The sequence below is a fragment of the Type-A symbiont of Plautia stali genome (assembly GCF_059731155.1).
In genome coordinates this window covers 1862423-1885430 of the sequence record NZ_AP035891.1, presented here as the reverse complement: position 1 = coordinate 1885430, position 23008 = coordinate 1862423, and the positions used below count along the sequence as shown (strand labels likewise).

Sequence of the window (23008 nt, the reverse complement as noted above, 5' to 3'; positions counted from 1 at the left end):
CAGTGCGCGTTTTTCAACCGGCGCTTAATGCGGGGTGAAGCGATAACGCGTCACAGAGTGCCATGTGTCGCCGGGCTGCAGCCAGCAATCAGGCTGCGGCCACTCGCTATGGTTGGGCGAATCCGGTAAAAACTCACTCTCCAGAGCGATGCCCTGGAAAGCAGTATAGCTGCCCTGTTCACGGGCGCGCGTCCCCTCCAGATAGTTGCCGGAGTAGAACTGCAGCGCCGGCGCGGCGGTGAACACGCTCACGCTAAGTTTGTCGTCCGCTGACCACAGCTGCGCAGCAGGCTGGCTGCTGTCACCGGCGGTGGTGAGCAGAAACGCGTGATCGTAACCTTTCACCGCGCGCTGATCGTCGTCGGCCAGGAACTCATCCGCCACGCGTTTCGGCTGGCGGAAATCAAAACTGGTGCCGTCCACCGCTTTCAGCGGCGCATTGGGAATGCCCGCGCTGTCCACCGGCAGATAACGATCGGCCTGCAGTTGTAAGCGATGCTGGCGCGCGTCGCCATGATGCGCATCAAGGTTGAAGTAAGCATGGTTGGTCAGGTTGACCGGACAGGCCTGATCGGTCTGCGCTTCATAGCGAATCGACAGGCAGTTATCGTCATCGAGCTGATAAATCACATTGGCAATCAGATTGCCGGGATAGCCCTGGTCGCCATCCGGCGAATCAATACGATAGTGCACTTCGCTGTCGCTCTGGCTGTGAATCTGCCAGCGGCGCTTGTCGAAACCCTGCGGCCCGCCGTGCAGCTGGTGTGGACCCTGATTGGCCGCCAGCAGCCGGTTAAGCGGCTTCAGCTCAGCGAAGGCAATGCGGTTCGCGTAACGCCCGATGGTGGCACCGAGATAAGCATCCTGATGCAGATAGTCGGACGGCGTGGCGCAGCCGAGCAGCGCTTCGCGCACGCTGCCGTCCTGCATCGGCACGCGCGCCAACAGCCAGATGGCGCCCCAGTCCATAAACGTGGCGACCATGCCATTGCGGTTGCGCAGCACGGTGATGCGCCACGGCTGGCCGTCAGGCGCATGAGAGTTGACGTCGCTTACCATTGGCCGGCTCCTGCTGAGGCTTTGCACACGTAAAAGGTCTCTTTAATGCCGACCTGCGCTTCGTACTGCTGCGCCACCGCCGTTTTCACCTGATCAACCAGATCGGTTGGCATCAGGGCCACAATACAGCCGCCGAAGCCGCCGCCGGTCATACGTACGCCGCCGCGCGGGCCGATTTCCACTTTGACGATCTCTACCAGTTGGTCGATGGGCGCGACGGTGATCTCAAAATCATCGCGCATTGAGGCGTGTGAGGCCGCCATTAGCTCACCCATGCGTTGCAGATCGCCGTTGCTCAGCGCGTCCGCGGCTTCCAGCGTACGGGCATTTTCGGTAATCACGTGGCGCACGCGTTTAGCCACCAGCGGATCGGGCTGATGCGCTGCCGCCTCAAACTCCTCCAGCGTCACATCGCGCAGCGCCTTTTTGTTGAAGAAGCGCGCACCGGTTTCGCACTGCTCGCGGCGGGTATTGTATTCGCTGCTCACCAGATTACGGCGGAAGTTCGAGTTGATGATCACTACCGCGACATCCTCCGGCATGGATACGGCACGCGTGCCCAGCGTGCGGCAGTCCAGCAGCATGGCGTGATCCTGCTGGCCGAGCGCTGAAATCAGCTGATCCATGATGCCGCAGTTGCAGCCAACAAACTGGTTCTCCGCTTCCTGCCCGTTAACGGCTATCGCTGCGCCGTCGAGCTTCAGCTGATACAGCTGCTGGAACACGGTGCCCACCGCCACTTCCAGCGAGGCGGACGAGCTGAGACCGGCACCCTGCGGCACATTGCCACTGATCACCATATCCACGCCGCCAAAGCTGGCGTCGCGCTGCTGTAGATGTTTCACCACGCCGCGCACGTAATTGGCCCACATCGGTTCGCTGAGCGGCTCAATCGGCGCATCCAGCGAGAAGCTATCCTGCTGATTGTCGTAATCGACTGCCACCACGCGCACCTGGCGATCGTCGCGTCGGGCGCAGGCAATCACGGTCTGATAATCGATAGCGCAGGGCAGCACGAAGCCGTCGTTGTAATCGGTATGCTCGCCGATCAGGTTCACCCGGCCCGGTGCCTGAATGCTGTGGCTCGGCGCGTAGCCGAAGGTGTCAGCGAAAACCTGTTGAGTGATCGATTTTAAAGACATTTATTGTTCCTCGCGGAAATGGATAGCGCTGACAGAGCGCAGACGTTCTGCTGCCTGTTCCGCCGTTAAATCACGTTGGGTCTCGGCCAGCATCTCGTAGCCAACCATAAATTTTCGTACCGTCGCGGAGCGCAGCAGCGGGGGATAGAAGTGCGCGTGTAGCTGCCAGTGATCGTTGGCTTCGCCGTTGAATGGCGCGCCGTGCCAGCCCATCGAATAGGGGAAAGAGCACTGGAACAGATTATCGTAACGGCTGGTGAGCTGCTTGAGCGCCAGCGCCAGATCGGTGCGCTGCGCCTCGCTGAGATCGGTAATACGTTTCACGTGCGTTTTAGGCAGCAGCAGGGTTTCAAACGGCCAGGCTGCCCACCACGGCACCACCGCCAGCCAGTGTTCGGTTTCAACCACGGTACGGCTGCCGTCCTGCAGTTCGCGCGCTGCGTAATCCACCAGCAGCGGCGTACCTTTATCCGCGAAGTAGCGGCGCTGGTTGTCATCCTCTTTTTGCGCTTCATTCGGCAGAAAACTGTTGGCCCACACCTGACCGTGCGGATGCGGATTCGAGCAGCCCATGGCTGCGCCTTTGTTTTCAAACACCTGCACCCACGGATAGTGCTGGCCGAGTTCAGCAGTCTGCTCCTGCCAGGTACGCACGATATCCTGCAAGTTGTGCAGCGGCAGTTCGGGCAGGGTTTTGCTGTGATCCGGCGAGAAGCAGATCACCCGGCTGGTACCGCGCGCGCCTTCACAGCGCATCAGCACATCGTCGCTCTGCGGCGCGTCCGGCGTATCGGTCATCAGCGCGGCGAAGTCATTAATGAATACGTAAGTGCTTTTGTAATCGGGATTTTTGTCGCCGGTGATACGGGTGTTACCGGCGCACAGGAAGCAGTCCGGATCGTGTGCGGGCAGTTGCTCCAGCGCCGGCGTCTCCTGCGCACCCTGCCACGGACGTTTGGCGCGATGCGGTGACACCAGCACCCATTGATCGATCAACGGGTTATAGCGGCGATGCGGATAATCGACCGGGTTAAATTTTAGCATAACAAGTCCTGGTAATCGGCAAACAGAAGAAAATCACTGCCTTCAATGTAGCATAACGGTGGCGCTGAAAGCGTGATCCAGTCTGGATAAATGGTATCGTTTACACAAGGTGACGATTCTAATTTTGTGGATTTATGCGCAGCGTTTGCTGAATAATCCGGCAGGATAGTGGTAGCGATTACATTTCTAGTTGAAGAAATCGGTCAGGTGCGTACTGTTGCCGCCGGGCCGCCATGGATGACGACCCGCTCATGAATGAAAACTAACGCAACGCCTTCTGCTGATAAGCATACCCCGCGCCCTGTTTTACAAAACTCAGGCGGTGAGTGATGCACTGCGGCGCGTCTTCGGCGTGGTGGGAAACAAACATCAGCTGGGTGCGGCCTTCGCCGATCAGCACATCAACAAAGCGGCGCAGCAGCTGGCGATTAATTGGATCGAGCCCCTGCAGCGGCTCATCCAGGATTAACAGCGTCGGGTGCTTCACCAGCGCGCGCGCAATCAGCACCAGCCGCTGCTGTGGCCCCACGACAGGCTATGAAACGGCGCATCGGCCAGCGCATTGTCCATGCCAAGCAGCGCCAGCCACTGGCGCGCCAGCGCTTTCTGCCGATCCGATACCGCCTGATACAGACCGATCGAATCAAAAAAGCCTGAGAGGATCACCGTACGCACGTTACAGCTGACGCGGTAATCCAGATGCAGGCTGCTGCTGACGTAACCGATATGCTGCTTGATGTCCCAGATGGTTTCACCGCTGCCGCGGCGAATACCAAACAGCGTCAAATCGTTGCTATAGCCCTGCGGATGATCGCCGGTGATCAGGCTGAGCAGGGTCGATTTACCCGCCCCGTTGGGGCCAGTGATCTGCCAGTGCTCGCCGGGATTAACCTGCCAGTTCAGGCCGTCGATCACCGCGTGATCGTTATACGACACCACGCCGTTGCGCAGAATAACGCGCGGCGCATCTGCCGCCAGCTGTGGCAGCTGATCCGGCTGGTCCGGCTCCGGCAGCGCCATGCCCTGCAGGCGTTCACTGTGCGCCAGCTGCGCCACCAGCGCTTCGGCGAGAATCGCCTGGCGCGCGCCAGCGAAGATTTACCGCTGCCGTTGGCACCGACAAATGCCCAGCTTTCGCCGCTGTGCAGGGTTAAGTCCGGCAGGGTCAGGGTACGGGTATCGCTCAGGTGAAATATGCCTTGCGAAATTTGCAATGAGGCCATGATTTATTCCGTTTTCTGCATCAAGTCGCTACATTTGTAGCGAGCCAGCGAAATGAAGTCAAATCATGGCGGCCAGATCAGAGCAGTGTGGCGATGATGGCGTGTTCTGCATTAAAAGAGGCGGTCACGGCGCTGCCGGGCTGCAGATTATGCTGACGGATCGTCTGGCTGGGGACGGTGGCGCACAGTATTTCACCGCCCGCCAGCGCAATCAGCACTTCACTCTGCGTCTCGCCGGGTTCGATGGCGTGGACAAGGCCCGGGAGCTGATTATCGCCCTCTGCGGCGTCAGGCGTCAGGCGGATCCACGGCGCTTTGATCAGCACCAGCACCTCTTTACCGCTGTCGAGCTGCAGCCGCTCCGCGCTGCGTTCGGTCAGGGCCACCTGCAGGCGCGTCACGCCGTCGTTCAGCAGTACCTCAACATGCTGTTGCACCTGCTGACGATCGCGCGCCTGCACCGTGCCAAACAGCTGGTTGCGCGCGCTGGTTTGAAGGGAAAAGCGGGCGATCGCCGCCAGAAGGCTGTCGAGCGGCAGGCTGTCGTTTTGCAGCACGTCAAAGGCTTTTTGCTGGATCTGCTCCATCAGCTGAAACAGCTGGATCAATCGCTCGCCGTAGCGCGTCAGCCGGACACCGCCGCCGCCTTTGCCGCCGGTCGCGCGTTCGACCAGCGTCTGATCCGCCAGCTGATTCATCTCATTGATGGCGTCCCAGGCGCTTTTATAGCTGATGCCCGCCAGTCTGGCGCCCTGGCTGATGGAGCCGGTTTCCTGCACGCGCCTGAGCAGCTCGATACGGCGCGGATCGGCAAACAGTTTCTGCTGAAGACGGATTTGAAGAGAGAGTTCTGCCTGCATGTCAGCTCCTTAGGTGAATGCGCCAATTGTAAGGCCTAAAGTAAAAGCACGAAAAGGGCAGTGCCTTTTTTTCTCCAGCCGTTACAATCACTTTTTTACTCTTTGCGCGAGGTTTCCATGCTGGAATGTTAAAAAGCTTGGCGGTCGCCATCATCATGGCGCCCATCGTGATGGCGATTATGCTGGATCTGATTTATGGCCTAGGTGAAGTCTTTAACGTCATCTCTAAATTTGGCCGCCGCGACGATCGTCCCGCCAATAGCTCACACCACTGATTTTTAACGCCCGCACGCTGCGGGCGTTTTGCCCTTAACTTCCCGCCGTTTTTGCCGATATAAAGCTCATGACAGCTTTCAGGCTCGCGTTGTATTATCAACTATATAACGTAACCAGGAGCTCTCTATGCAAAATTCGCTTTATCGCTGGGCGGCGGCTGCCGTGGTCACCGTGTCGCTGTCGGGTCAGGCGCTGGCGGCGGAAAAAATTACTGTTTTCGCTGCGGCCTCGCTGACCAATGCGATGCAGCAGATTGCCACGCAATATCAGCAAAAAAGCGGCGTTGAAGTGGTATCCTCATTCGCTTCCTCGTCGACGCTGGCGCGGCAAATCGAGCAGGGCGCACCGGCGGATCTGTTTATCTCTGCCGATCAGCAGTGGATTGACGATGCAGTGGCGAAAAACAGTGTGATCGGCAGTACGCGCTACACGCTGCTGGGCAATGATCTGGTGCTGGTGGCGGCAAAAAGCGCGCACGCGCAGCCGGTGACCATCAATGCGCAGACCAACTGGCAGAACCTGCTTAAGGGCGAGCGCCTGGCGGTGGGCGATCCGGATCATGTCCCGGCGGGCATTTATGCCAAAGAAGCGCTGCAAAAGCTGGGCGCGTGGGACACGCTGTCTTCACGGCTCGCACCGGCTAACAACGTGCGTGCCGCGCTGGCGCTGGTGGAGCGACGCGAAACGCCGTATGGCATCGTGTACGGTTCCGACGCGGTAGCCAGTGATAAGGTGCAGGTGGTCGGACGCTTCCCCGAAGCGAGTCACAAACCAGTAGAGTACCCGATGGCGGTGGTCAGCGATCACCAGAACGCAGCGGTGCAGGCCTTCTATGACTATCTGCAGGGGCCGGATGCCGCTGCCGTGTTTAAACAGTATGGATTTACGCCGAAGAGATGATACTGAGCGATCCCGAATGGCAGGCCGTGTTCCTCAGCCTGAAAGTTTCCTGCGTGGCGGTGCTGTGCAGCCTGCCGTTTGGCATCCTGATGGCTTGGATTTTGGCGCGCTGTCGCTTTCCCGGCAAAACCCTGCTCGATAGCCTGATTCACCTGCCGCTGGTGCTGCCGCCGGTGGTGGTCGGCTATTTGCTGCTGCTGACGGTGGGACGGCGCGGCCTGATCGGCCGCTGGCTGTATGACTGGTTCGGCGTGACCTTCGCCTTTAGCTGGCGCGGTGCGGTGCTGGCCTCGGCGGTGATGGCGTTTCCGCTGATGGTGCGCGCCATTCGCCTAGCGCTGGAAGCAGTAGACAGCCGGCTGGAGCAGGCCGCGCGGACCTTAGGCGCGGGCCGCTGGCGTGGGTTTTTTACCATCACGCTGCCGCTGACTTTTCCTGGCATCATCGTGGGCACCGTGCTGGCGTCTGCCCGCTCGCTGGGTGAGTTTGGTGCCACCATTACCTTTGTATCCAACATTCCCGGCGAAACCCGCACCATCCCGTCAGCCATGTTTACCCTGATTGAAACGCCCGGTGCGGAAGGCACCGCGGCGCGGCTGTGCGCGGTGGCGATTGCGCTGGCGCTGCTGTCGCTGGTGGCTTCGGAGCTGCTGGCGCGCTGGGGCCGCAAGCGACTGGGAGCGGCCTGATGCTGAAAATCAACATTGCGCAACAGCTCGGTGAGCATCAGCTCAACGTCGATGTGGAGATTCCGGCCAGCGGCATCACCGCGATCTTTGGCGTGTCCGGGGCAGGAAAAACCTCATTGATCAATGCCATCAGTGGCCTGACGCAGCCGCAGAGCGGCCAGATTGCGCTTAACGATCGTCTGCTGTTTGACCGCGACAGCGGCATCAATCTGCCGCCGGAAAAACGCCGCATCGGGTACGTGTTTCAGGATGCGCGCCTGTTTCCCCACTATCGCGTGCGCGGCAATCTGCAGTATGGCATGGCGCCTAAAATAAAGGCGCAGTTCGGGGCGCTGGTGACGCTGCTGGGACTGGACGCGCTGCTGGATCGCTATCCGGCCTCGCTGTCCGGTGGCGAAAAGCAGCGCGTGGCGATGGGCCGGGCGCTGCTGAGCGCGCCGAATATCCTGCTGATGGACGAACCGCTGGCGTCGCTTGATCTGCCACGCAAGCGCGAGCTGATGCCCTATTTGCAGAAGCTGGCGAAGCAGGTGGAGATTCCGCTGCTGTACGTGAGCCACAGCCTGGAGGAGATTGTCCAGCTGGCCAATCAGGTGCTGGTGCTGGATAACGGTAACGTCAAAGCCTTCGGCGCGCTGGAAAAAGTGTGGAGCAGCAGCGCGATGCGGCCATGGCTGCCGGCGGCCGAGCGCAGCAGCGTGCTGCGCGTGCAGGTGCTGGAGCAGCATCCGGATTACCCGATGACCGCGCTGTCGCTTGGCGATCAGCACATCTGGGTCAGCCGGGTAAACCAGCCGGTGAAAGGCGTACTGCGCATCCGTATCGCCTCGGCGGACGTGTCGCTGGCGCTGCAGCCGCCGCAAAATACCTCGATCCGCAATATTTTACCGGCGCAGGTGGTGGAGCTGCTGGAGCTGGACGACCAGGTCGAAGTGAAGCTGCGCATCGGTGTCAGCGAGCTGTGGGCGCGCATTTCACCGTGGGCGCGCGACGAGCTGAATATCCGGCCCGATCAGTGGCTGTATGCGCAGATCAAGAGCGTGTCGATTACCGCGTAAAACAAACCGGACGACAACGCGGTACGTCCGGTCTGCGGATGAGCGCGATTAATCGCGCCGCTACCGGATGTGCGATTTACCGCTGCAGTAATCACACGAAGCACCCTCTGTAGCGGCCCGATTTTTCGCGCTTTTTTCCGGTCAACCTTACTGATGCCTTGTGCCGCGACCAACCTGGCGTTACAGCACTTCCTGGTAGATCACCTGCGCAATGCCCGGCTCAAGGTTGGTACCGATCACTTTGCGCGCGCGCGCTTTGATGGCGTCATCGGCATTGCCCATCGCCACGCCCAGCCCGGCCTGCTCCAGCAGGCTGAGATCGTTATCATTGTCGCCAAACGCCAGCACGTCCTGCATGCTCAGACCCTGGCTCGCCACCCACTGCGCCAGGCGTTTGCCTTTGCTGTTGCCGGCCTGGGCGATGTCGACCTGATCGTGCCACGACCATTCACACGCCAGACCCAGCTCGCGTTCAGTGCGTTCGGCAAACTGCTGCAGCGCGCGGGTATCCGGATGCGACAGGGCAAATTTCCAGATCGACTGCGCGTCGTGCGCCGCCTGCGCCAGACTCGGCACCTGCACAAACAGCGGGCGCTGTGCTTCCGGCAGCGACTGCGCCCAGTTGAGGGTGCGCGTCACATGGCCGGTCGCTTCCTGATACAGCATCGCATCATCGACATACAGCAGGCAGTGAATATTCTCCTGATCGAGCATCTCAATCACCCGCGCCGCCTGGCTTTTTTCCAGCGGATCGGCAGCCAGCACCCGTTGCGCCTGGTAATCGTACAGGTAAGTGCCGTTACAGCAGATAGCGGGTGTTGTCAGCTGCAGCGCCTGATAAAACGGGTGAATCGCGCAGTGATGGCGACCGGTGACGATCAGCACCTGAACGCCAGCCTGTTGCGCGCGGGCTAAGGCTTCAAGGGATTCTGGCAGGATGGTTTTGTTTGGGGTCAGCAGGGTGCCGTCGAGGTCAAGGGCGATTACGCGGTAGCTCATTACACTTTCCGTCCGGAGTTAGCAAAGCGTTAAGTCTACACCCGCCAGCGGCCCTGAGACAAAAAGCAAGGCACAAATCAGCCCAGCGCGCGGCGGTGAAACGCGCTACAGTTACTGTTTTTCATCAGGCAGCGAAAAAGGAAAACGCATGAAACAAGTCGTGTATACCGCCAGTCCCGAGAGCCAGCAGATCCACGCCTGGCAGATGCAGGAAGATGGCGCACTGACGTTATTGCAGGTCACGGATGTGGCCGGCCAGGTGCAGCCGATGGTGGTGAGCCCGAAGAAAGATTTTCTCTATGTCGGCGTGCGTCCGAATTTTCGCGTACTGGCGTACCGCATTGCGGCCGACGGTACGTTGAGCTTGGCCGGTGAAGCGCCGCTGCCGGGCAGCCCGACTCACATTTCTACCGATCGCCAGGGCAACTATCTGTTCTGCTGCTCATATAACGATGCCTGCGTCAGCATCAGCCCGATTGGCAGCGACGGCCTGCCGCAGGCACCGCTGCAGGTGATTAACGGGCTGGAGGGCTGCCATTCGGCGAATATCGACCTCAGCAACCAGACGCTGTTTGTGCCGGCGCTGAAACAGGATCGCATCTGCCTGTATCAGCTGCAGGCGGACGGCACGCTGGCGCCGCGCGCGCAGCCGCAGGTGACCACCGTAGAAGGCGCCGGCCCGCGTCAGATGGCGTTCCACCCGAACGGCGCGTATGGCTATGTGGTTAATGAACTGGACAGCACCGTCGACGTCTGGGCGCTGAACAATGTTAACGGCCAAGTCGAGCGCGTGCAGAGTCTTGATATGATGCCGCCGGGCTTCAGCGACACACGCTGGGCAGCGGATATCCATATCACCCCGGACGGTCGCTTCCTCTATGCCTGTGACCGCACCAGCAGCACGCTGACCGTGTTCAGTATCAGTGAGGACGGCTCGGTGCTGACGATTGAGGGTTATCAGCCGACCGAAACTCAGCCGCGTGGCTTTAACATTGATGGCAGCGGTCAGTATCTGGTGGCGGCGGGGCAGAAATCGCATCACATTGAAGTCTATCGCATCGGTGATCGTGGCCTGCTGCAACCGCTGGCGCGTTACGCCGTGGGTCAGGGTCCGATGTGGGTAGTGATTCACGCGCTGGTCTGAGGAACGCTCTTCGGTCATGCAGGGTCGCCATCTACGGCGACCTCTGCCAGGGTGCGCAGCGATGCGCACCTTATGCGATCAGGCGTATTTCACCGTGATCGACGCGCTGGCCAGCGCATGGAAGTGCACGTTGAAGCCGACCATAGCGCCGCTGGCACCTTCGTCCACCTCAATTTTCTCCACGTCCAGCGCATGCACCGTAAAGATGTAGCGATGCTATTCGCCCTGCGGCGGCGCTGCGCCACCGTAACCGCTCTGGCCGAAATCGGTGCGCGTCTGAATGGCACCCTCCGGCAGTTCCGCCACGCTGGAACTGGCGCCCTGTGACAGCACGGTCACCTCAGCCGGAATATTGGCGACCATCCAGTGCCACCAGCCGGAGTCGGTCGGGGCATCCGGATCGTAGCAGGTCACCACAAAGCTTTTGGTGCCGGCCGGCACCTCATCCCATGCTAGGTGCAGCGACAGATTATCGCCATCGTTAAAATCCTGGCTCACTACGCGCATGATCTCTCCTTTCCTGTTGTGTACTGCTCTCCATGATGGTGGAAAATGGCGGCGAGTGCCAGCGGTGTCAGGGCTTAAAGTGGCCGTCCACCGCCAGCGCAGCGCGCAGCGCCGCTGTCAGCTGCGTCAGCTGTGCGGCAGAAATCAGATAAGGTGGCATCAGGTAAATCAGCTTACCGAACGGGCGAATCCACACGCCGCGTTCCACGAAGAACTGCTGCAGCGCCGCCATGTTCACCGGCTGATGGGTCTCAATCACGCCAATCGCCCCCAGCACGCGCGCATCCGCCACCATCGGATGGTCGCGCAGCGGCAGCAGTTCCGCACGCAGCTGCTGCTCAATCGCCGCCACCTGCGCCGGCCAGTGCCCTTCGTTGATCAGCTTCAGGCTTTCGACCGCCACCGCACAGGCCAGTGGATTGCCCATAAACGTCGGACCGTGCATAAAGCAGCCCGCCGCGCTGCGGCTGATGGTATCGGCGACGTCGCACGTGGTCAGGGTGGCGGAAAGTGTCAGGGTGCCGCCGGTCAGTGCCTTGCCGAGGCACATAATGTCCGGTGTGATACCGGCGTGCTCGCAGGCAAACAGCTTGCCGCTGCGGCCGAAGCCAGTGGCGATCTCATCGGCGATCAGCAATAAACCGTAGCGATCGCACAGCGCCCGCACCTGCTGCAGATAGCGTGGATGGTAGAAACGCATACCACCGGCACCCTGCACGATAGGTTCCAGAATTACCGCGGCAATGCTGCGATGGTGCTGTTCGGCCAGCCGGGCGAAATCGGCAATATCGTTGTTATCCCAGTCATCGTCAAAGCCACACTGCGACGCGCGGGCGAACAGATGCTCGGGCAGGTAGCCGCGCCACAGGCTGTGCATGGAGTTTTCCGGATCGCAGACCGACATGGCGGCAAACGTATCGCCGTGATAACTGCGCTGCAGCGTGAGGAATTTCTGCCGCGTCTCTCCGCGACCCAGCCAGTACTGCAGCGCCATTTTCATCGACACTTCGACGGCGATCGAGCCGGAATCGGCGAGGAACACGCACTCCAGCGCCTCGGGCGTCATGGCGATCAGCTGGCGGCTCAGCTCCACGGCTGGCGGATGGGTGATGCCACCGAACATCACGTGTGACATCTGCGCCATCTGCTGCTGCAACGCCTGATTGAGGCGCGGATGGTTGTAGCCGTGGATCGCTGCCCACCACGACGACATGCCGTCGACCAGCTCACGTCCATCGGCCAGCTGCAGCGTGCAGCCGTGCGCGACCACCACCGGATAGCACGGCAGCGGATCGCGCATTGAGGTGTAAGGATGCCAGATATGCTGGCGGTCAAAGCGGAGGTCGTCCTGTGTGAACATCTGTCTTGTAAATCATTTTGAAAAGATTTAGTTTACAAGTATAACCACGTTAATCGTCAGGATGAACCCCCTTTTTTGGAGTAAGCAATGGCTAATCGCTGGACACTGGCTCAGGCTCAGGCGCTATTTGATAAACCTTTTCTCGAGCTGATGTTTGAAGCACAGCAGGTGCACCGCCAGCACTTCGACCCGCGTCAGGTGCAGGTCAGCACGCTGCTGTCGATCAAAACCGGCGCCTGTCCGGAAGACTGTAAATACTGTCCGCAGAGCGCGCGTTACAAAACCGGGCTGGAAACCGAGCGCCTGATGGAGGTGGAAGCGGTGCTGGAGTCAGCGCGCAAGGCCAAAGCAGCCGGCTCCAGCCGCTTCTGCATGGGCGCGGCGTGGAAAAACCCGCACGAGCGCGACATGCCGTACCTTGAACAGATGGTGCAGGGCGTGAAAGCCATGGGCATGGAAACCTGCATGACGCTGGGAACGCTTGACCACGATCAGGCGCAGCGGCTGGCCAGCGCCGGGCTCGATTTTTACAACCATAACCTCGACACCTCGCCGGAGTTTTACGGCAGCATCATCACCACCCGAACCTATCAGGAGCGTCTTGATACGCTGGATAAAGTGCGCAACGCCGGCATCAAAGTGTGCTCAGGCGGCATTGTCGGGCTGGGCGAAACGGTGAACGACCGCGCCGGTTTGCTGGTGCAGCTGGCCAACCTGCCCACGCTGCCGGAGAGCGTGCCGATTAACATGCTGGTGAAAGTCAAAGGCACGCCGCTGGCGGATAACGATGACGTCGAGCCGTTCGACTTTATCCGCACCATTGCCGTGGCGCGCATCATGATGCCGACCTCGCACGTGCGCCTGTCGGCCGGTCGCGAGCAGATGAGCGAACAGACCCAGGCGATGTGCTTCATGGCGGGTGCCAACTCGATTTTCTACGGCTGCAAGCTGCTGACCACGCCGAACCCGGAAGAGGACAAAGATCTGATCCTGTTCCGCAAGCTGGGCCTGAATCCGGAGCACACCGCAACGACTGCGGGCGACAACGAACAGCAGCATCAGCTCAGCGAGCAATTGCTGCACGCCGACAGCGCGCAGTTCTATAACGCGGCCGTGTAAATGTGGTCTGAACGTATTGCGCAGGCGCTGACGGCGCAGCGTGCTGCCGATGGCTGGCGGCAGCGGCGGCGCATTGAGCACAACAGCGTGCGTGAAATTACCCTCGACGGGCAGCGCTATCGCCACTTCTCCAGCAATGATTATCTCGGCCTGAGCCAGCATCCGGCGGTGATGGCCGCCTGGCAGCAGGGCGTGCGCGAGGCGGGCGTCGGTGCCGGTGCTTCCGGCCACGTCACCGGCTACAGCCGTCACCATGCGCAGCTGGAGCAGCAGCTGGCGTCCTGGCTCGGCTACCCGCGCGCGCTGCTGTTTATCTCCGGCTTTGTCGCCAACCAGGCGGTGATCCATCTGCTGGCGCAAAAGTCGGATCGCATTATCGCTGACAAACTGGCGCACGCCTCGCTGCTGGATGCCGCCAGTCACAGTCCGGCAACGCTGCGCCGTTTTGCCCACAACCAGCCGGCCAGCCTGGCGAAGCTTCTGGCGACGCGCGCGGAAGGCGGCACGCTGGTGGTGACCGAGGGCGTATTCAGCATGGATGGCGACAGTGCGCCGCTGGCCGAACTTGCAGCCGAAACCCGGCGCGCGGGCGGCTGGCTGCTGGTGGACGATGCGCACGGCATTGGCGTCACCGGCGAGCAGGGGCGCGGCAGCTGCTGGCAGCAGCGGGTGAAACCGGAACTGCTGGTGGTGACCTTTGGTAAAGGCTTCGGCGTTAGCGGCGCAGCGCTGCTGTGTGATGATGCCACCGCGGATTACGTCGAGCAGTTCTCGCGCCATTTAATTTATTCCACCGCCATGCCGCCGGCGCAGTGCTGTGCGCTGCTGGCGGCGCTGGCGCAGATCCAGCAGGGCGACGCGCTGCGCGCGCGGTTACAGCAAAATATTGCCCGCTTTCGCGCGGGTGCGGCGCAGTTGCCGTGGCAGCTGATGGTCTCTGACAGTGCCATTCAGCCGCTGATCGTCGGCGAAAACCGTGCCGCGCTGGCGCTGGCGCAGCGGCTGGCGCAGGCCGGTTGCTGGGTGAGCGCTATCCGGCCACCGACGGTGCCGCCGGGCACCGCGCGGCTGCGTATTACGCTTACCGCCGCGCATCATCCCGAAGATATCGACGCGTTGCTGGAGGCGCTGTATGACGCTGCAGGTGAATAAACAGGCGGTGGCGCAGGCGTTTGGCCGGGCGGCCGCGCACTACGAACAGCATGCTCAGTTGCAGCGCCAGAGCGGCGAGGCGCTGCTGGCGCTGGCACCGGCCGGATTTGGCCCGCAGCTGCTGGATGCCGGCTGCGGCACCGGCTGGTTCAGCCGCTACTGGCGCGATCGCGGTCGCCAGGTCTGCGCGCTGGATCTGTCACCGGCGATGCTGCAGGCGGCGCGCGAACAGCACTCGGCGCATCACTATTTAAAGGGCGATATCGACCAGTTACCGCTGGCAGATAACAGCGTCGACGGCGTCTGGAGCAATCTTGCGGTGCAGTGGAGCAGCGATCTACGCACCGCGTTGCAGCAGTTTCTGCGCGTGACGCGCCCGGGCGGCAGCGTGCTGTTCTCGACGCTGCTCGACGGCTCGCTGCAGGAGGTGCACCAGGCGTGGGCGCAGATCGATGGTCGGCGTCACGCCAATCGCTTCCTCAGCAGCGACGCGTTTGCCGCGGCTACCGCGGGCCTGCCGCTGCGCAGCCAGACGCAGATCGTAACGCTGCATTTCCCCAGCGCGCTGAGCGCCATGCGCTCGCTGAAAGGCATCGGCGCGACGCATCTGCACGATGGGCGACACGCGGCCCTGCTGACGCGCCCGCAGCTGGCGCAGCTGGAGCAGCACTGGCCACAGGATGCGCACGGCTATCGTCTCAGTTATCACCTGATGTATGGAGTTTTACGCAAATGACACGCTGGTTTATTACCGGAACTGACACCGAAGTGGGCAAAACAGTCGCCAGCGGCGCCCTGTTGCAGGCGGCCAGCGCCGCGGGATTACGCACTGCCGGCTACAAACCGGTGGCCTCCGGCTGCGAGGTCACGCCAGACGGCGTGCGCAACAGCGACGCGCTGGCGCTCCAGCGTTACAGCAGCCTGCCGCTGAGCTATGAGCAGGTGAACCCGCTGGCGTTCATTGAACCGACGTCACCGCATATCGTCAGCGCGGAGGAGGGCAGACCGATTGAATTTGCCCGGCTCTCCGCTGGCTTACGCCCGCTGGAGCAGCAGGCTGAATGGGTGCTGGTGGAAGGCGCGGGCGGCTGGTTCACGCCGCTGTCCGCGACGCAAACCTACGCCGACTGGGTCGCCGCCGAGCAGCTGCCGGTGATTCTGGTGGTCGGCGTTAAGCTCGGCTGCATCAACCACGCCATGCTGACGGCGGAGGCGGTTAAGGCGCGCGGGTTGCGCCTTGCCGGCTGGATTGCCAATGACATCCAGCCGCCGGGTAAGCGACATGCGGAGTATCTGGCGACGCTGCAGCAGCGCATTGCGGCCCCTTTCCTCGGCGAGATTCCGTGGCTGAGCAGCGCGGCACAGCAGGCCGACTGTGGTCGTTACCTTACCCTGCCACAGTAAATCGCGCGGCGGCGCAGCACCCTGCGCCGCAGGCTACCGACGCTAGGTGGCCGTTAACCACTTACTCACCGTTACATCATCCAGCTGCGCCACGCTGCCCTGCGCCACGTTGCGGCCACGATGCAGCAGCAGAAAATAGTCCGCCACGCGGCGAAAGAATGACACATGCTGTTCCAGCAGCAAAATCGTCAGGCCATAGTCGCGGTTCAGGCGGCGAATCAGATTCCCCATCTCCTCCTCCAGCCACGGCGACATGCCTTCGGTGGGTTCATCAAGGATCAGCCGTTTCGGCTGCAGCACCAGCGCGCGCGCTAGGGCCAGCTGCTGCTGATCCATCGGCAGTTCGCCGCTGCGCTGATGACGCAGCGAGTAGAGCGCCGGAAACAGATCTAACACCATCTGGGGAATGGCGCGGCTGCGATCGTCCTGTGCCGCCATCAGCGCAATCAGCAGGTTATCTTCCACTCTCATCTGGGAAAAGATGTGGCGGCCCTGTGGTACGTAGCCGATGCCCATCCCCGGGCTGCCCAGCACGCCGGTGCAGGTGCCTGGCGGCAGATCGAGATCCACATCCCATAAAATATGGTTCTGACCGTAAAATTGATTCACCGAACGTAAACTCAGCATCTGACATTCTCCTTCCAGATTATTCGCCTGAATGCTCCCGCTCTGTGTCGTCTGGCATACAGTCATGCACAATGGCTATTGGGACACTGCTGTCGCCGGCGGCGCTTCTTCATCCTGCCGGCATGGACTCGTCACTCCACCGCTAATTTGCTGCAATTCCTAGGCCAGATCCGCCAAAGCAGCCTCAACAGGGGTAAAAGGCAGCGAAATTCACCATAAATGATGAGAAAAGCTTAACAATTACCCACAATAATAACTCGCCTGCACTTTGACGGTGCTGACTGCTTAACGTTTCTGGTGCATCTGTACTGTCATAAGGCAGGGACTGAAGAAATAAGTGGCCTTAACGCTGGGCTTTTTCCCGTTACGGCACTATGGGGTACGCCAAAAGAATAGTTAAAGCCGCGCGGGATGATGGAAAAATAATCGCAAAAAAAAATTTTTTCGCACGGCAGGATAAGCGAGGGGAAAATTATACACAGCCGATGGACGTGGAGCTGGATTCAGTTATCCACGATTTCTGTGGATAACCTTGTGCATTAGCGACTGAAAACCGGGCGCAAGCGAGGAAATACGCGGGTTGCGTACATAATGCTGCGAAACTGGGCTTTTGAGTCAATGTCTTTTAAATCAGCAAGTTATTTAAAAGCAAGCCTGAGAATTGTCTGGCTTGTCATCAGACTGCAATTTAATGACGCTCTATTGACAATTGTTAAAAGCGTTGCTCGTCTGGGGATAACCTTGCGCAATAAACGCTTCCGGATTACCGCATAAATTACGCTGAAGCGAATCGCGGGATTTCCCCATCATCGTGCAGCATGCCTATGATTATATCCAGTGTTTTTTTCTGGCAAAATCGCCATAGCAGAGTAGAATTACCAGCCTGCCCGCCGACTTCTTCAGCAGGAACAGTAATACCATGAGTAAAGCCTTTAAACTCAACTCCGCTTTCAAACCTTCAGGCGATCAGCCTGAGGCGATTCGTCGCCTCGAAGAAGGGCTGGAGGATGGACTGGCGCACCAGACGCTGCTGGGGGTTACCGGTTCAGGAAAAACCTTTACCATCGCCAACGTCATTGCCGATCTCAACCGGCCGACCATGGTAATGGCACCGAATAAAACGCTGGCGGCACAGCTGTATGGCGAAATGAAAGAGTTCTTCCCGGATAACGCGGTCGAGTTCTTCGTTTCCTACTACGACTACTATCAGCCGGAAGCGTACGTGCCCAGTTCGGATACCTTCATCGAGAAAGATGCAGCGGTAAACGAGCACATCGAGCAGATGCGTCTCTCTGCCACCAAAGCGATGCTGGAGCGCCGCGACGTGATTGTGGTGGCGTCTGTTTCTGCCATCTACGGCTTGGGCGATCCCGATCTCTACCTGAAAATGATGCTGCATCTGACGCGCGGCATGATCATCGACCAGCGCAGCATCCTGCGCCGCCTCGCCGAACTGCAGTACACCCGCAACGATCAGGTTTTCCAGCGCGGCACCTTCCGCGTGCGCGGCGAAGTGATCGATATCTTCCCGGCGGAATCGGATGACATTGGTCTGCGTGTAGAGCTGTTTGATGAAGAGGTTGAGCGTCTGTCGCTGTTCGATCCGCTGACCGGCCAGGTGATCTCGGTGATTCCGCGTTTCACCATCTACCCGAAAACGCACTACGTTACGCCGCGCGAGCGTATTCTGCAGGCGATGGAAGAGATTAAGGATGAGCTGGCGGTGCGGCGCAAAGTGCTGCTGGAGAACAACAAACTGCTGGAAGAACAGCGCATCATTCAGCGCACCCAGTTTGACCTCGAAATGATGAATGAACTCGGCTACTGCTCGGGCATTGAAAACTATTCGCGCTATCTCTCCGGACGCGGACCGGGCGAGCCGCCGCCGACGCTGTTTGATTACCTGCCGGCGGATGGCCTGCTGGTGGTCGATGAATCCCACGTGACTATTCCGCAGATTGGCGGCATGTATCGCGGTGACCGCATGCGTAAAGAGACGCTGGTGGAGTATGGTTTCCGCCTGCCGTCAGCGCTGGACAACCGTCCGCTGCGCTTTGAAGAGTTTGAAGCGCTGGCACCGCAGACCATTTACGTCTCGGCCACGCCAGGTAACTACGAGCTGGAGAAATCGGGCGGCGACGTCATCGATCAGGTGGTGCGGCCTACCGGTCTGCTCGATCCGATTCTTGAGGTGCGTCCGGTGGCGACCCAGGTCGACGATCTGCTGTCGGAGATCCGCAAGCGCGTCGAAATCAACGAGCGCGTGCTGGTCACCACGTTGACCAAGCGCATGGCCGAAGACCTCACCGAGTATCTTGAAGAGCACGGCGAGAAGGTGCGCTATCTGCACTCCGACATTGATACCGTTGAGCGTATGGAGATCATTCGCGATCTGCGCCTCGGGGAATTTGACGTGCTGGTGGGGATCAACCTGCTGCGCGAAGGGCTGGACATGCCGGAAGTATCACTGGTGGCGATTCTGGACGCCGATAAAGAGGGCTTCCTGCGCTCCGAGCGCTCGCTGATTCAGACCATCGGACGCGCGGCGCGTAACGTCAACGGCAGAGCGATTCTCTACGCAGATAAGATCACGCCCTCGATGGCGCGGGCGATGAAAGAGACCGAGCGCCGCCGCGAGAAGCAGCAGCGTTATAACGAAGAGCGGGGCATTGTGCCGCAGGGCCTGAACAAGAAAATCACCGATACTCTTGAGCTGGGCAAAAACGTGGTGAAAACGCGCGGCAAAGGTAAAACGGCTACACGCATTGCCGCCGAAGCCGAGGCAAGCTATCTGGCGCTCACGCCTCAGGCCATGCAGAAGAAGATCCACGAGCTGGAAGGGCAGATGCAGCAGCACGCGCAAAACCTAGAGTTCGAAGAGGCCGCGCGGGTGCGCGACCAGCTGCACGAGCTGCGTGAACTGTTTATCGCCGCCTCTTAATGTGAGGCCGACGGTCGCGTTGCGCGCCGGCTAAACTGCCTGAATGGCATGTTCCAGCGCGCGGCGCAGCAGCTGGCGGTCGTGACGATAGCGGATATCGGCGGCTTCCAGCGGTTCGCGCACGATCAACCGCTCACTGACGCCGCGCGTGTCTGCTGACGGGCCGACCACTACGGCGTCAATCACCCGTTTGCCAATGGCTTTTTCCATCATCGCCAGCTTGTCGGCGACCGTCAGGCTGGCCGCCGCCGGGCTCAGCTCGCGCCCGAGATTACCGATGAACACCATGGTGGCGGGCGTCCGGTGCAGCGCGCGTGCCATCTCCTCCATCAGCAGAATCGGCATCAGGCTGGTGTAAAAGCTGCCGGGACCAATCAGGATCAAATCGGCCTCGGCGACGGCGTCCAGCGCTTCGCGCGTCGGCACTACGTTAGGGTGCGGCATCAGCTCTTCCGGCGCCTGCTTCATTTCGTCAATCGCCGTTTCACCGTATACCATATTGCCTTCGCTATCCTGCGCGACCAGGTCCACCGGCTGCTCCGACATCGGAATCAGAAACGCATCCACTTTCAGCAGGTTGCGGATAATGTTAATGGCTTCCAGCGGACGCACGCTGAGGTGATCGAGCGCTTTCAGGATCAGATTGCCCAGATTATGCCCGGCCAGTTCGCCGTTGCCGGTAAAGCGGTACTCAAACATGGCGGACGCCACGCTGGGTTCGGTGATCAGCTGATTAATGCAATTGCGCATGTCGCCCCAGGCAATGCCGCCTTCTGAACGGCGTATGCGGCCGGTGGATCCGCCGTTGTCGGTGGTGGTGGTGATGCCCGGTCAGGCGTGAGCCCAGCGGCGCCAGCGCCGACATCACGCGGCCAAGGCCGTGGCCGCCGCCGAGTGCCACCACGCGATCCAAATCTGCCAAGGTACGATTCATGCTGCTCCTTAAAACGCCGCACGTGAGGTGCAGACGGCGTTAGACTGATGTGTATCAATATCTGTCGCGCATTTTACCGTATCCTGTCGCGAAAATGCGGTGAAATAACGTTATGTATCAATATATATATATATAGCGATAAATGCCGATGGATGCGAGCGTCAAATCGCGCTACCATTTGCTTTAACCGTGTTGTCCACAATGACAACAGACTCCCAAGCCTTGCGTTCCTAAGTCGTGTGATATGGATGCCTGGCCGCAGCCGCGAGCTGCCAAGGTGCAGAAAGAAATGACTGCATCTCCCGTACTTTGGAAAGGTGTTCAGGTGCCACAATTTACAGATGCCTATGCGCGCAGCTTTTATTATCTGCGCCTGTCGGTCACGGATGTGTGTAACTTTCGTTGTACCTACTGCCTGCCCGACGGCTACCGGCCGAACGGTGCACAACAAAAGTTTTCTCTCGCTGGATGAGATTCGTCGCGTGACGCGTGCCTTTGCGGCGGCGGGCACCGAAAAAGTGCGCCTGACTGGCGGCGAACCCTCCATGCGGCGCGACTTCACCGATATCATTGCCGCCGTGCGCGACAACGCGGCGATCCGCCAGATCGCCATGACCACCAATGGCTACCGCATGGCGCGCGACGTCGGCGCCTGGCGTGCGGCAGGCCTCACCTATATCAATGTCAGCGTCGACAGCCTCGACGTACGGCAGTTTCACGCCATTACCGGGCAGAACAAGTTTCACGAAGTCATGGCGGGGATTGATGCGGCCTTTGATGCCGGTTTCAGCACCGTTAAAGTCAACAGCGTGCTGATGCGCGACGTCAACAGCCACAGCCTGGATACCTTTCTGGCGTGGATCCGCACCCGGCCCATTCAGCTGCGCTTTATCGAGCTGATGGAAACCGGCGAGGGCGGCGATCTGTTCCGCCGTCATCATGTGTCCGGCGAGGTGATCCGCGATCAGCTGATCATGCAGGGCTGGCAGCGCCAGCCACGCGGCCGCAGCGATGGCCCGGCCCAGGTGTTCCGCCATCAGGATTATCAGGGTGAAGTCGGCCTGATCATGCCGTATGAAAAAGATTTCTGCGCCAGCTGTAATCGCCTGCGCGTGTCCGCGATCGGTAACCTGCATCTGTGCCTGTTTGGCGACGGCGGCGTGCCGCTGCGCGATCTGCTGGCCTCAGACGATCAGCAGGCCGAGCTGCAGGCGCGCATCGCTCACAGCCTCGGGCAGAAGAAGCAGACGCATTTCCTGCATCAGGGCAATACCGGCATCACGCAGAACCTCTCCTTCATTGGTGGCTAAACACAGGAGTTACGGCCATGGGTAAACCTTCCGGCGACTTTGTCGCCTTAAATGTGGCGGTGATGACCGTCTCTGACAGCCGCGACGCCAGCAGTGACAGCTCCGGCGACTATCTGCGTGAGGCGCTGACCGAAGCCGGGCATCAGGTGGTCGATCACGCCATCGTCCCGGACAACCGTTATCGCATCCGCGCCACGGTATCGCGCTGGATCGCCAGTGAAGATGTGCAGGTGGTGCTGATTAACGGCGGCACCGGCTTTAACAGTAAAAACAGTACGCCGGAAGCGCTGCCGCCGCTGCTGGACCGCGAAATTGACGGCTTTGGCGAACTGTTTCGCATGATCTCTTACGAGGAGATCGGCAGCGCGACGCTGCAATCACGCGCGGTGGCCGGCCTGGCCAACCAGACGCTGCTGTTCGCCGTGCCGGGCTCAACCGGTGCCTGCCACAGCGCATGGGAGCGGATCATTGAAGCACAGCTGGATGCGCGCACGCGTCCGTGTAATTTTGTCTCACATTTGAAGAAGTTATAAGCATGTCCTCGTTAACCCATATCAACGCGGCCGGCGAAGCCCACATGGTGGACGTCTCCGGCAAAACTGACACCGTACGAGAAGCGCAGGCGGAAGCACTGGTGCTGATGCAGCCGGCCACGCTGCAAATGATCCTCGACGGCAGCCATGACAAAGGCGATGTTTTCGCCACCGCACGCATTGCCGGCATCCAGGCGGCGAAGCGCACCTGGGAACTGATTCCGCTGTGCCATCCGCTGATGCTGAGCAAAGTCGAGGTGACGCTGGTGGCTGAGCCGGAGCACAGCCGCGTACGCATTACCTCGCGCTGTCGCCTGAGCGGCAAAACCGGCGTGGAAATGGAAGCGCTGACCGCCGCCTCGGTAGCGGCACTGACCATCTATGACATGTGCAAAGCGGTGCAGAAAGATATCGTCATCGACCAGCTGCTGCTGCTGAGCAAAAGCGGCGGTAAATCCGGTGATTTCCAGGCGGTGCGCCATGATTAAGGTGCTGTTTTTTGCCCAGGTGCGCGAACTGACCGGCACCGCCGTGCTGGATCTGGTGGCAGAATATGCTGACGTCGCCACGCTGCGCGCTGCACTGGCGCAGAAAAGCGATCGCTGGGCGCTGGCGCTGGAGTCCGGCAAGCTGCTGGCGGCGGTGAATCAGACGCTGGTACCGATGAACCATCCGCTGCGCGCCGGCGATGAAGTGGCGTTCTTCCCGCCGGTCACCGGAGGCTGAG

Annotated in this window: 20 protein-coding genes, 4 pseudogenes and 1 riboswitch; of the genes and pseudogenes, 14 read left to right on the top strand and 10 right to left on the bottom strand. The window is 60.2% G+C overall.

Features of this window, described 5'->3' with window-relative positions:
* Positions 1-24: 24 nt before the first annotated feature.
* The 5 genes and pseudogenes from galM to modE form a co-directional block, all read right to left on the bottom strand.
* Entirely contained in the window at positions 25-1059 is a 1035-nt protein-coding gene (gene galM / locus AC6I8M_RS10040) for a galactose-1-epimerase (protein ID WP_010616014.1), read from the bottom strand.
* Entirely contained in the window at positions 1053-2201 is a 1149-nt protein-coding gene (gene galK / locus AC6I8M_RS10035; protein ID WP_010616015.1) for a galactokinase, read from the bottom strand. The genes galM and galK overlap by 7 nt, the downstream gene beginning before the upstream one ends.
* On the bottom strand, positions 2202-3245 hold the full coding sequence (galT, locus tag AC6I8M_RS10030; protein ID WP_010616016.1) for a galactose-1-phosphate uridylyltransferase: 1044 nt from the start codon (positions 3243-3245) through the stop codon (positions 2202-2204). It abuts the gene before it with no gap.
* A gap of 262 nt (positions 3246-3507) precedes the next feature.
* Positions 3508-4337: pseudogene (modF, locus tag AC6I8M_RS10025) on the bottom strand (molybdate ABC transporter ATP-binding protein ModF); the annotation flags it as partial.
* A 208-nt stretch (positions 4338-4545) separates the two neighbouring features.
* Positions 4546-5328, bottom strand: a complete 783-nt coding sequence (gene modE, locus AC6I8M_RS10020) for a molybdenum-dependent transcriptional regulator (protein ID WP_010616017.1) — start codon at positions 5326-5328, stop codon at positions 4546-4548.
* A 125-nt stretch (positions 5329-5453) separates the two neighbouring features.
* On the opposite strand from modE, the gene AC6I8M_RS10015 reads away from it, so the two are divergent.
* From AC6I8M_RS10015 to modC, 4 genes are all read left to right on the top strand, one after another.
* A complete protein-coding gene (locus AC6I8M_RS10015) occupies positions 5454-5603 on the top strand; it encodes an AcrZ family multidrug efflux pump-associated protein (protein ID WP_010616018.1) in 150 nt (49 codons plus the stop codon).
* Positions 5604-5730: 127 nt separating this feature from the next.
* Positions 5731-6504 carry a molybdate ABC transporter substrate-binding protein gene (gene modA / locus AC6I8M_RS10010; RefSeq protein WP_010616019.1) on the top strand — a complete coding sequence of 258 codons (774 nt, stop codon included), beginning with the start codon at positions 5731-5733 and terminating at the stop codon, positions 6502-6504.
* The gene (gene modB / locus AC6I8M_RS10005) at positions 6501-7193 is read left to right on the top strand and encodes a molybdate ABC transporter permease subunit (protein WP_058948684.1); all 693 of its coding nucleotides are present in this window, start codon (positions 6501-6503) and stop codon (positions 7191-7193) included. The genes modA and modB overlap by 4 nt, the downstream gene beginning before the upstream one ends.
* Positions 7193-8251, top strand: coding sequence for a molybdenum ABC transporter ATP-binding protein ModC (gene modC / locus AC6I8M_RS10000; protein ID WP_010616020.1), 1059 nt, complete (start codon positions 7193-7195; stop codon positions 8249-8251). Before modB ends, modC begins: the two co-directional genes overlap by 1 nt.
* A gap of 180 nt (positions 8252-8431) precedes the next feature.
* Here modC and AC6I8M_RS09995 read toward each other — a convergent pair whose 3' ends face one another.
* Entirely contained in the window at positions 8432-9250 is an 819-nt protein-coding gene (locus AC6I8M_RS09995) for a pyridoxal phosphatase (RefSeq protein ID WP_010616021.1), read from the bottom strand.
* A gap of 148 nt (positions 9251-9398) precedes the next feature.
* On the opposite strand from AC6I8M_RS09995, the gene pgl reads away from it, so the two are divergent.
* A complete protein-coding gene (pgl, locus tag AC6I8M_RS09990; protein WP_010616022.1) occupies positions 9399-10394 on the top strand; it encodes a 6-phosphogluconolactonase in 996 nt (331 codons plus the stop codon).
* A 78-nt stretch (positions 10395-10472) separates the two neighbouring features.
* Here the strand turns inward: pgl and AC6I8M_RS09985 are convergent.
* Positions 10473-10901, bottom strand: a pseudogene (locus tag AC6I8M_RS09985) (kinase inhibitor).
* Between the two features lie 67 nt (positions 10902-10968).
* A complete protein-coding gene (gene bioA, locus AC6I8M_RS09980) occupies positions 10969-12261 on the bottom strand; it encodes an adenosylmethionine--8-amino-7-oxononanoate transaminase (RefSeq protein WP_010616023.1) in 1293 nt (430 codons plus the stop codon).
* 87 nt (positions 12262-12348) lie between these two features.
* Between bioA and bioB the strand changes: the two genes are divergently transcribed.
* Genes bioB through bioD form a run of 4 tightly spaced genes read left to right on the top strand, consistent with a single transcriptional unit; the run spans position 12349 to position 15936 of the window.
* Positions 12349-13380 carry a biotin synthase BioB gene (gene bioB, locus AC6I8M_RS09975; protein WP_010616024.1) on the top strand — a complete coding sequence of 344 codons (1032 nt, stop codon included), beginning with the start codon at positions 12349-12351 and terminating at the stop codon, positions 13378-13380.
* Positions 13381-14532: an 8-amino-7-oxononanoate synthase gene (gene bioF / locus AC6I8M_RS09970; protein WP_010616025.1), complete on the top strand. Its 1152-nt coding sequence runs from the start codon at positions 13381-13383 to the stop codon at positions 14530-14532.
* Positions 14513-15268 (top strand): malonyl-ACP O-methyltransferase BioC, encoded by a 756-nt coding sequence (bioC, locus tag AC6I8M_RS09965; RefSeq protein ID WP_010616026.1) that lies wholly within the window; start codon positions 14513-14515, stop codon positions 15266-15268. The genes bioF and bioC overlap by 20 nt, the downstream gene beginning before the upstream one ends.
* Positions 15265-15936, top strand: coding sequence for a dethiobiotin synthase (gene bioD / locus AC6I8M_RS09960; RefSeq protein ID WP_010616027.1), 672 nt, complete (start codon positions 15265-15267; stop codon positions 15934-15936). The genes bioC and bioD overlap by 4 nt, the downstream gene beginning before the upstream one ends.
* Before the next feature lie 42 nt (positions 15937-15978).
* Here the strand turns inward: bioD and AC6I8M_RS09955 are convergent, their stop codons facing one another.
* Positions 15979-16563, bottom strand: coding sequence for an ATP-binding cassette domain-containing protein (locus AC6I8M_RS09955; RefSeq protein ID WP_010616028.1), 585 nt, complete (start codon positions 16561-16563; stop codon positions 15979-15981).
* A 919-nt stretch (positions 16564-17482) separates the two neighbouring features.
* Between AC6I8M_RS09955 and uvrB the strand changes: the two genes are divergently transcribed.
* Positions 17483-19504 carry an excinuclease ABC subunit UvrB gene (uvrB, locus tag AC6I8M_RS09950; protein ID WP_010616029.1) on the top strand — a complete coding sequence of 674 codons (2022 nt, stop codon included), beginning with the start codon at positions 17483-17485 and terminating at the stop codon, positions 19502-19504.
* 30 nt (positions 19505-19534) lie between these two features.
* Here uvrB and AC6I8M_RS09945 read toward each other — a convergent pair.
* Positions 19535-20438, bottom strand: a pseudogene (locus AC6I8M_RS09945) (gluconeogenesis factor YvcK family protein).
* Positions 20439-20638: 200 nt separating this feature from the next.
* Positions 20639-20775: riboswitch (molybdenum cofactor riboswitch) on the top strand.
* Here AC6I8M_RS09945 and moaA point away from each other — a divergent pair.
* From moaA to moaD, 4 genes and pseudogenes are all read left to right on the top strand, one after another.
* Positions 20764-21748 (top strand): annotated as a pseudogene (gene moaA / locus AC6I8M_RS09940) (GTP 3',8-cyclase MoaA). Its footprint overlaps the riboswitch before it by 12 nt.
* Before the next feature lie 17 nt (positions 21749-21765).
* Positions 21766-22281, top strand: a complete 516-nt coding sequence (gene moaB / locus AC6I8M_RS09935) for a molybdenum cofactor biosynthesis protein B (RefSeq protein WP_010616033.1) — start codon at positions 21766-21768, stop codon at positions 22279-22281.
* Positions 22282-22283: 2 nt separating this feature from the next.
* On the top strand, positions 22284-22769 hold the full coding sequence (gene moaC, locus AC6I8M_RS09930; RefSeq protein ID WP_010616034.1) for a cyclic pyranopterin monophosphate synthase MoaC: 486 nt from the start codon (positions 22284-22286) through the stop codon (positions 22767-22769).
* Entirely contained in the window at positions 22762-23007 is a 246-nt protein-coding gene (gene moaD / locus AC6I8M_RS09925) for a molybdopterin synthase sulfur carrier subunit (RefSeq protein WP_010616035.1), read from the top strand. The genes moaC and moaD overlap by 8 nt, the downstream gene beginning before the upstream one ends.
* Position 23008 lies beyond the last annotated feature (1 nt).

Bases quoted from the DNA above. Each gene is read 5' to 3' on its own strand.
- galT (WP_010616016.1), bottom strand. From the start codon at position 3,245: ATGCTAAAATTTAACCCGGTCGATTATCCGCATCGCCGCTATAACCCG.
- AC6I8M_RS10015 (WP_010616018.1), top strand. From the start codon at position 5,454: ATGTTAAAAAGCTTGGCGGTCGCCATCATCATGGCGCCCATCGTGATG.
- galK (WP_010616015.1), bottom strand. From the start codon at position 2,201: ATGTCTTTAAAATCGATCACTCAACAGGTTTTCGCTGACACCTTCGGC.
- bioD (WP_010616027.1), top strand. From the start codon at position 15,265: ATGACACGCTGGTTTATTACCGGAACTGACACCGAAGTGGGCAAAACA.
- modB (WP_058948684.1), top strand. From the start codon at position 6,501: ATGATACTGAGCGATCCCGAATGGCAGGCCGTGTTCCTCAGCCTGAAA.
- pgl (WP_010616022.1), top strand. From the start codon at position 9,399: ATGAAACAAGTCGTGTATACCGCCAGTCCCGAGAGCCAGCAGATCCAC.
- modC (WP_010616020.1), top strand. From the start codon at position 7,193: ATGCTGAAAATCAACATTGCGCAACAGCTCGGTGAGCATCAGCTCAAC.
- uvrB (WP_010616029.1), top strand. From the start codon at position 17,483: ATGAGTAAAGCCTTTAAACTCAACTCCGCTTTCAAACCTTCAGGCGAT.
- AC6I8M_RS09955 (WP_010616028.1), bottom strand. From the start codon at position 16,563: ATGCTGAGTTTACGTTCGGTGAATCAATTTTACGGTCAGAACCATATT.
- bioC (WP_010616026.1), top strand. From the start codon at position 14,513: ATGACGCTGCAGGTGAATAAACAGGCGGTGGCGCAGGCGTTTGGCCGG.
- AC6I8M_RS09995 (WP_010616021.1), bottom strand. From the start codon at position 9,250: ATGAGCTACCGCGTAATCGCCCTTGACCTCGACGGCACCCTGCTGACC.
- bioF (WP_010616025.1), top strand. From the start codon at position 13,381: ATGTGGTCTGAACGTATTGCGCAGGCGCTGACGGCGCAGCGTGCTGCC.
- bioB (WP_010616024.1), top strand. From the start codon at position 12,349: ATGGCTAATCGCTGGACACTGGCTCAGGCTCAGGCGCTATTTGATAAA.
- moaC (WP_010616034.1), top strand. From the start codon at position 22,284: ATGTCCTCGTTAACCCATATCAACGCGGCCGGCGAAGCCCACATGGTG.
- galM (WP_010616014.1), bottom strand. From the start codon at position 1,059: ATGGTAAGCGACGTCAACTCTCATGCGCCTGACGGCCAGCCGTGGCGC.
- moaD (WP_010616035.1), top strand. From the start codon at position 22,762: ATGATTAAGGTGCTGTTTTTTGCCCAGGTGCGCGAACTGACCGGCACC.
- bioA (WP_010616023.1), bottom strand. From the start codon at position 12,261: ATGTTCACACAGGACGACCTCCGCTTTGACCGCCAGCATATCTGGCAT.
- modA (WP_010616019.1), top strand. From the start codon at position 5,731: ATGCAAAATTCGCTTTATCGCTGGGCGGCGGCTGCCGTGGTCACCGTG.
- moaB (WP_010616033.1), top strand. From the start codon at position 21,766: ATGGGTAAACCTTCCGGCGACTTTGTCGCCTTAAATGTGGCGGTGATG.
- modE (WP_010616017.1), bottom strand. From the start codon at position 5,328: ATGCAGGCAGAACTCTCTCTTCAAATCCGTCTTCAGCAGAAACTGTTT.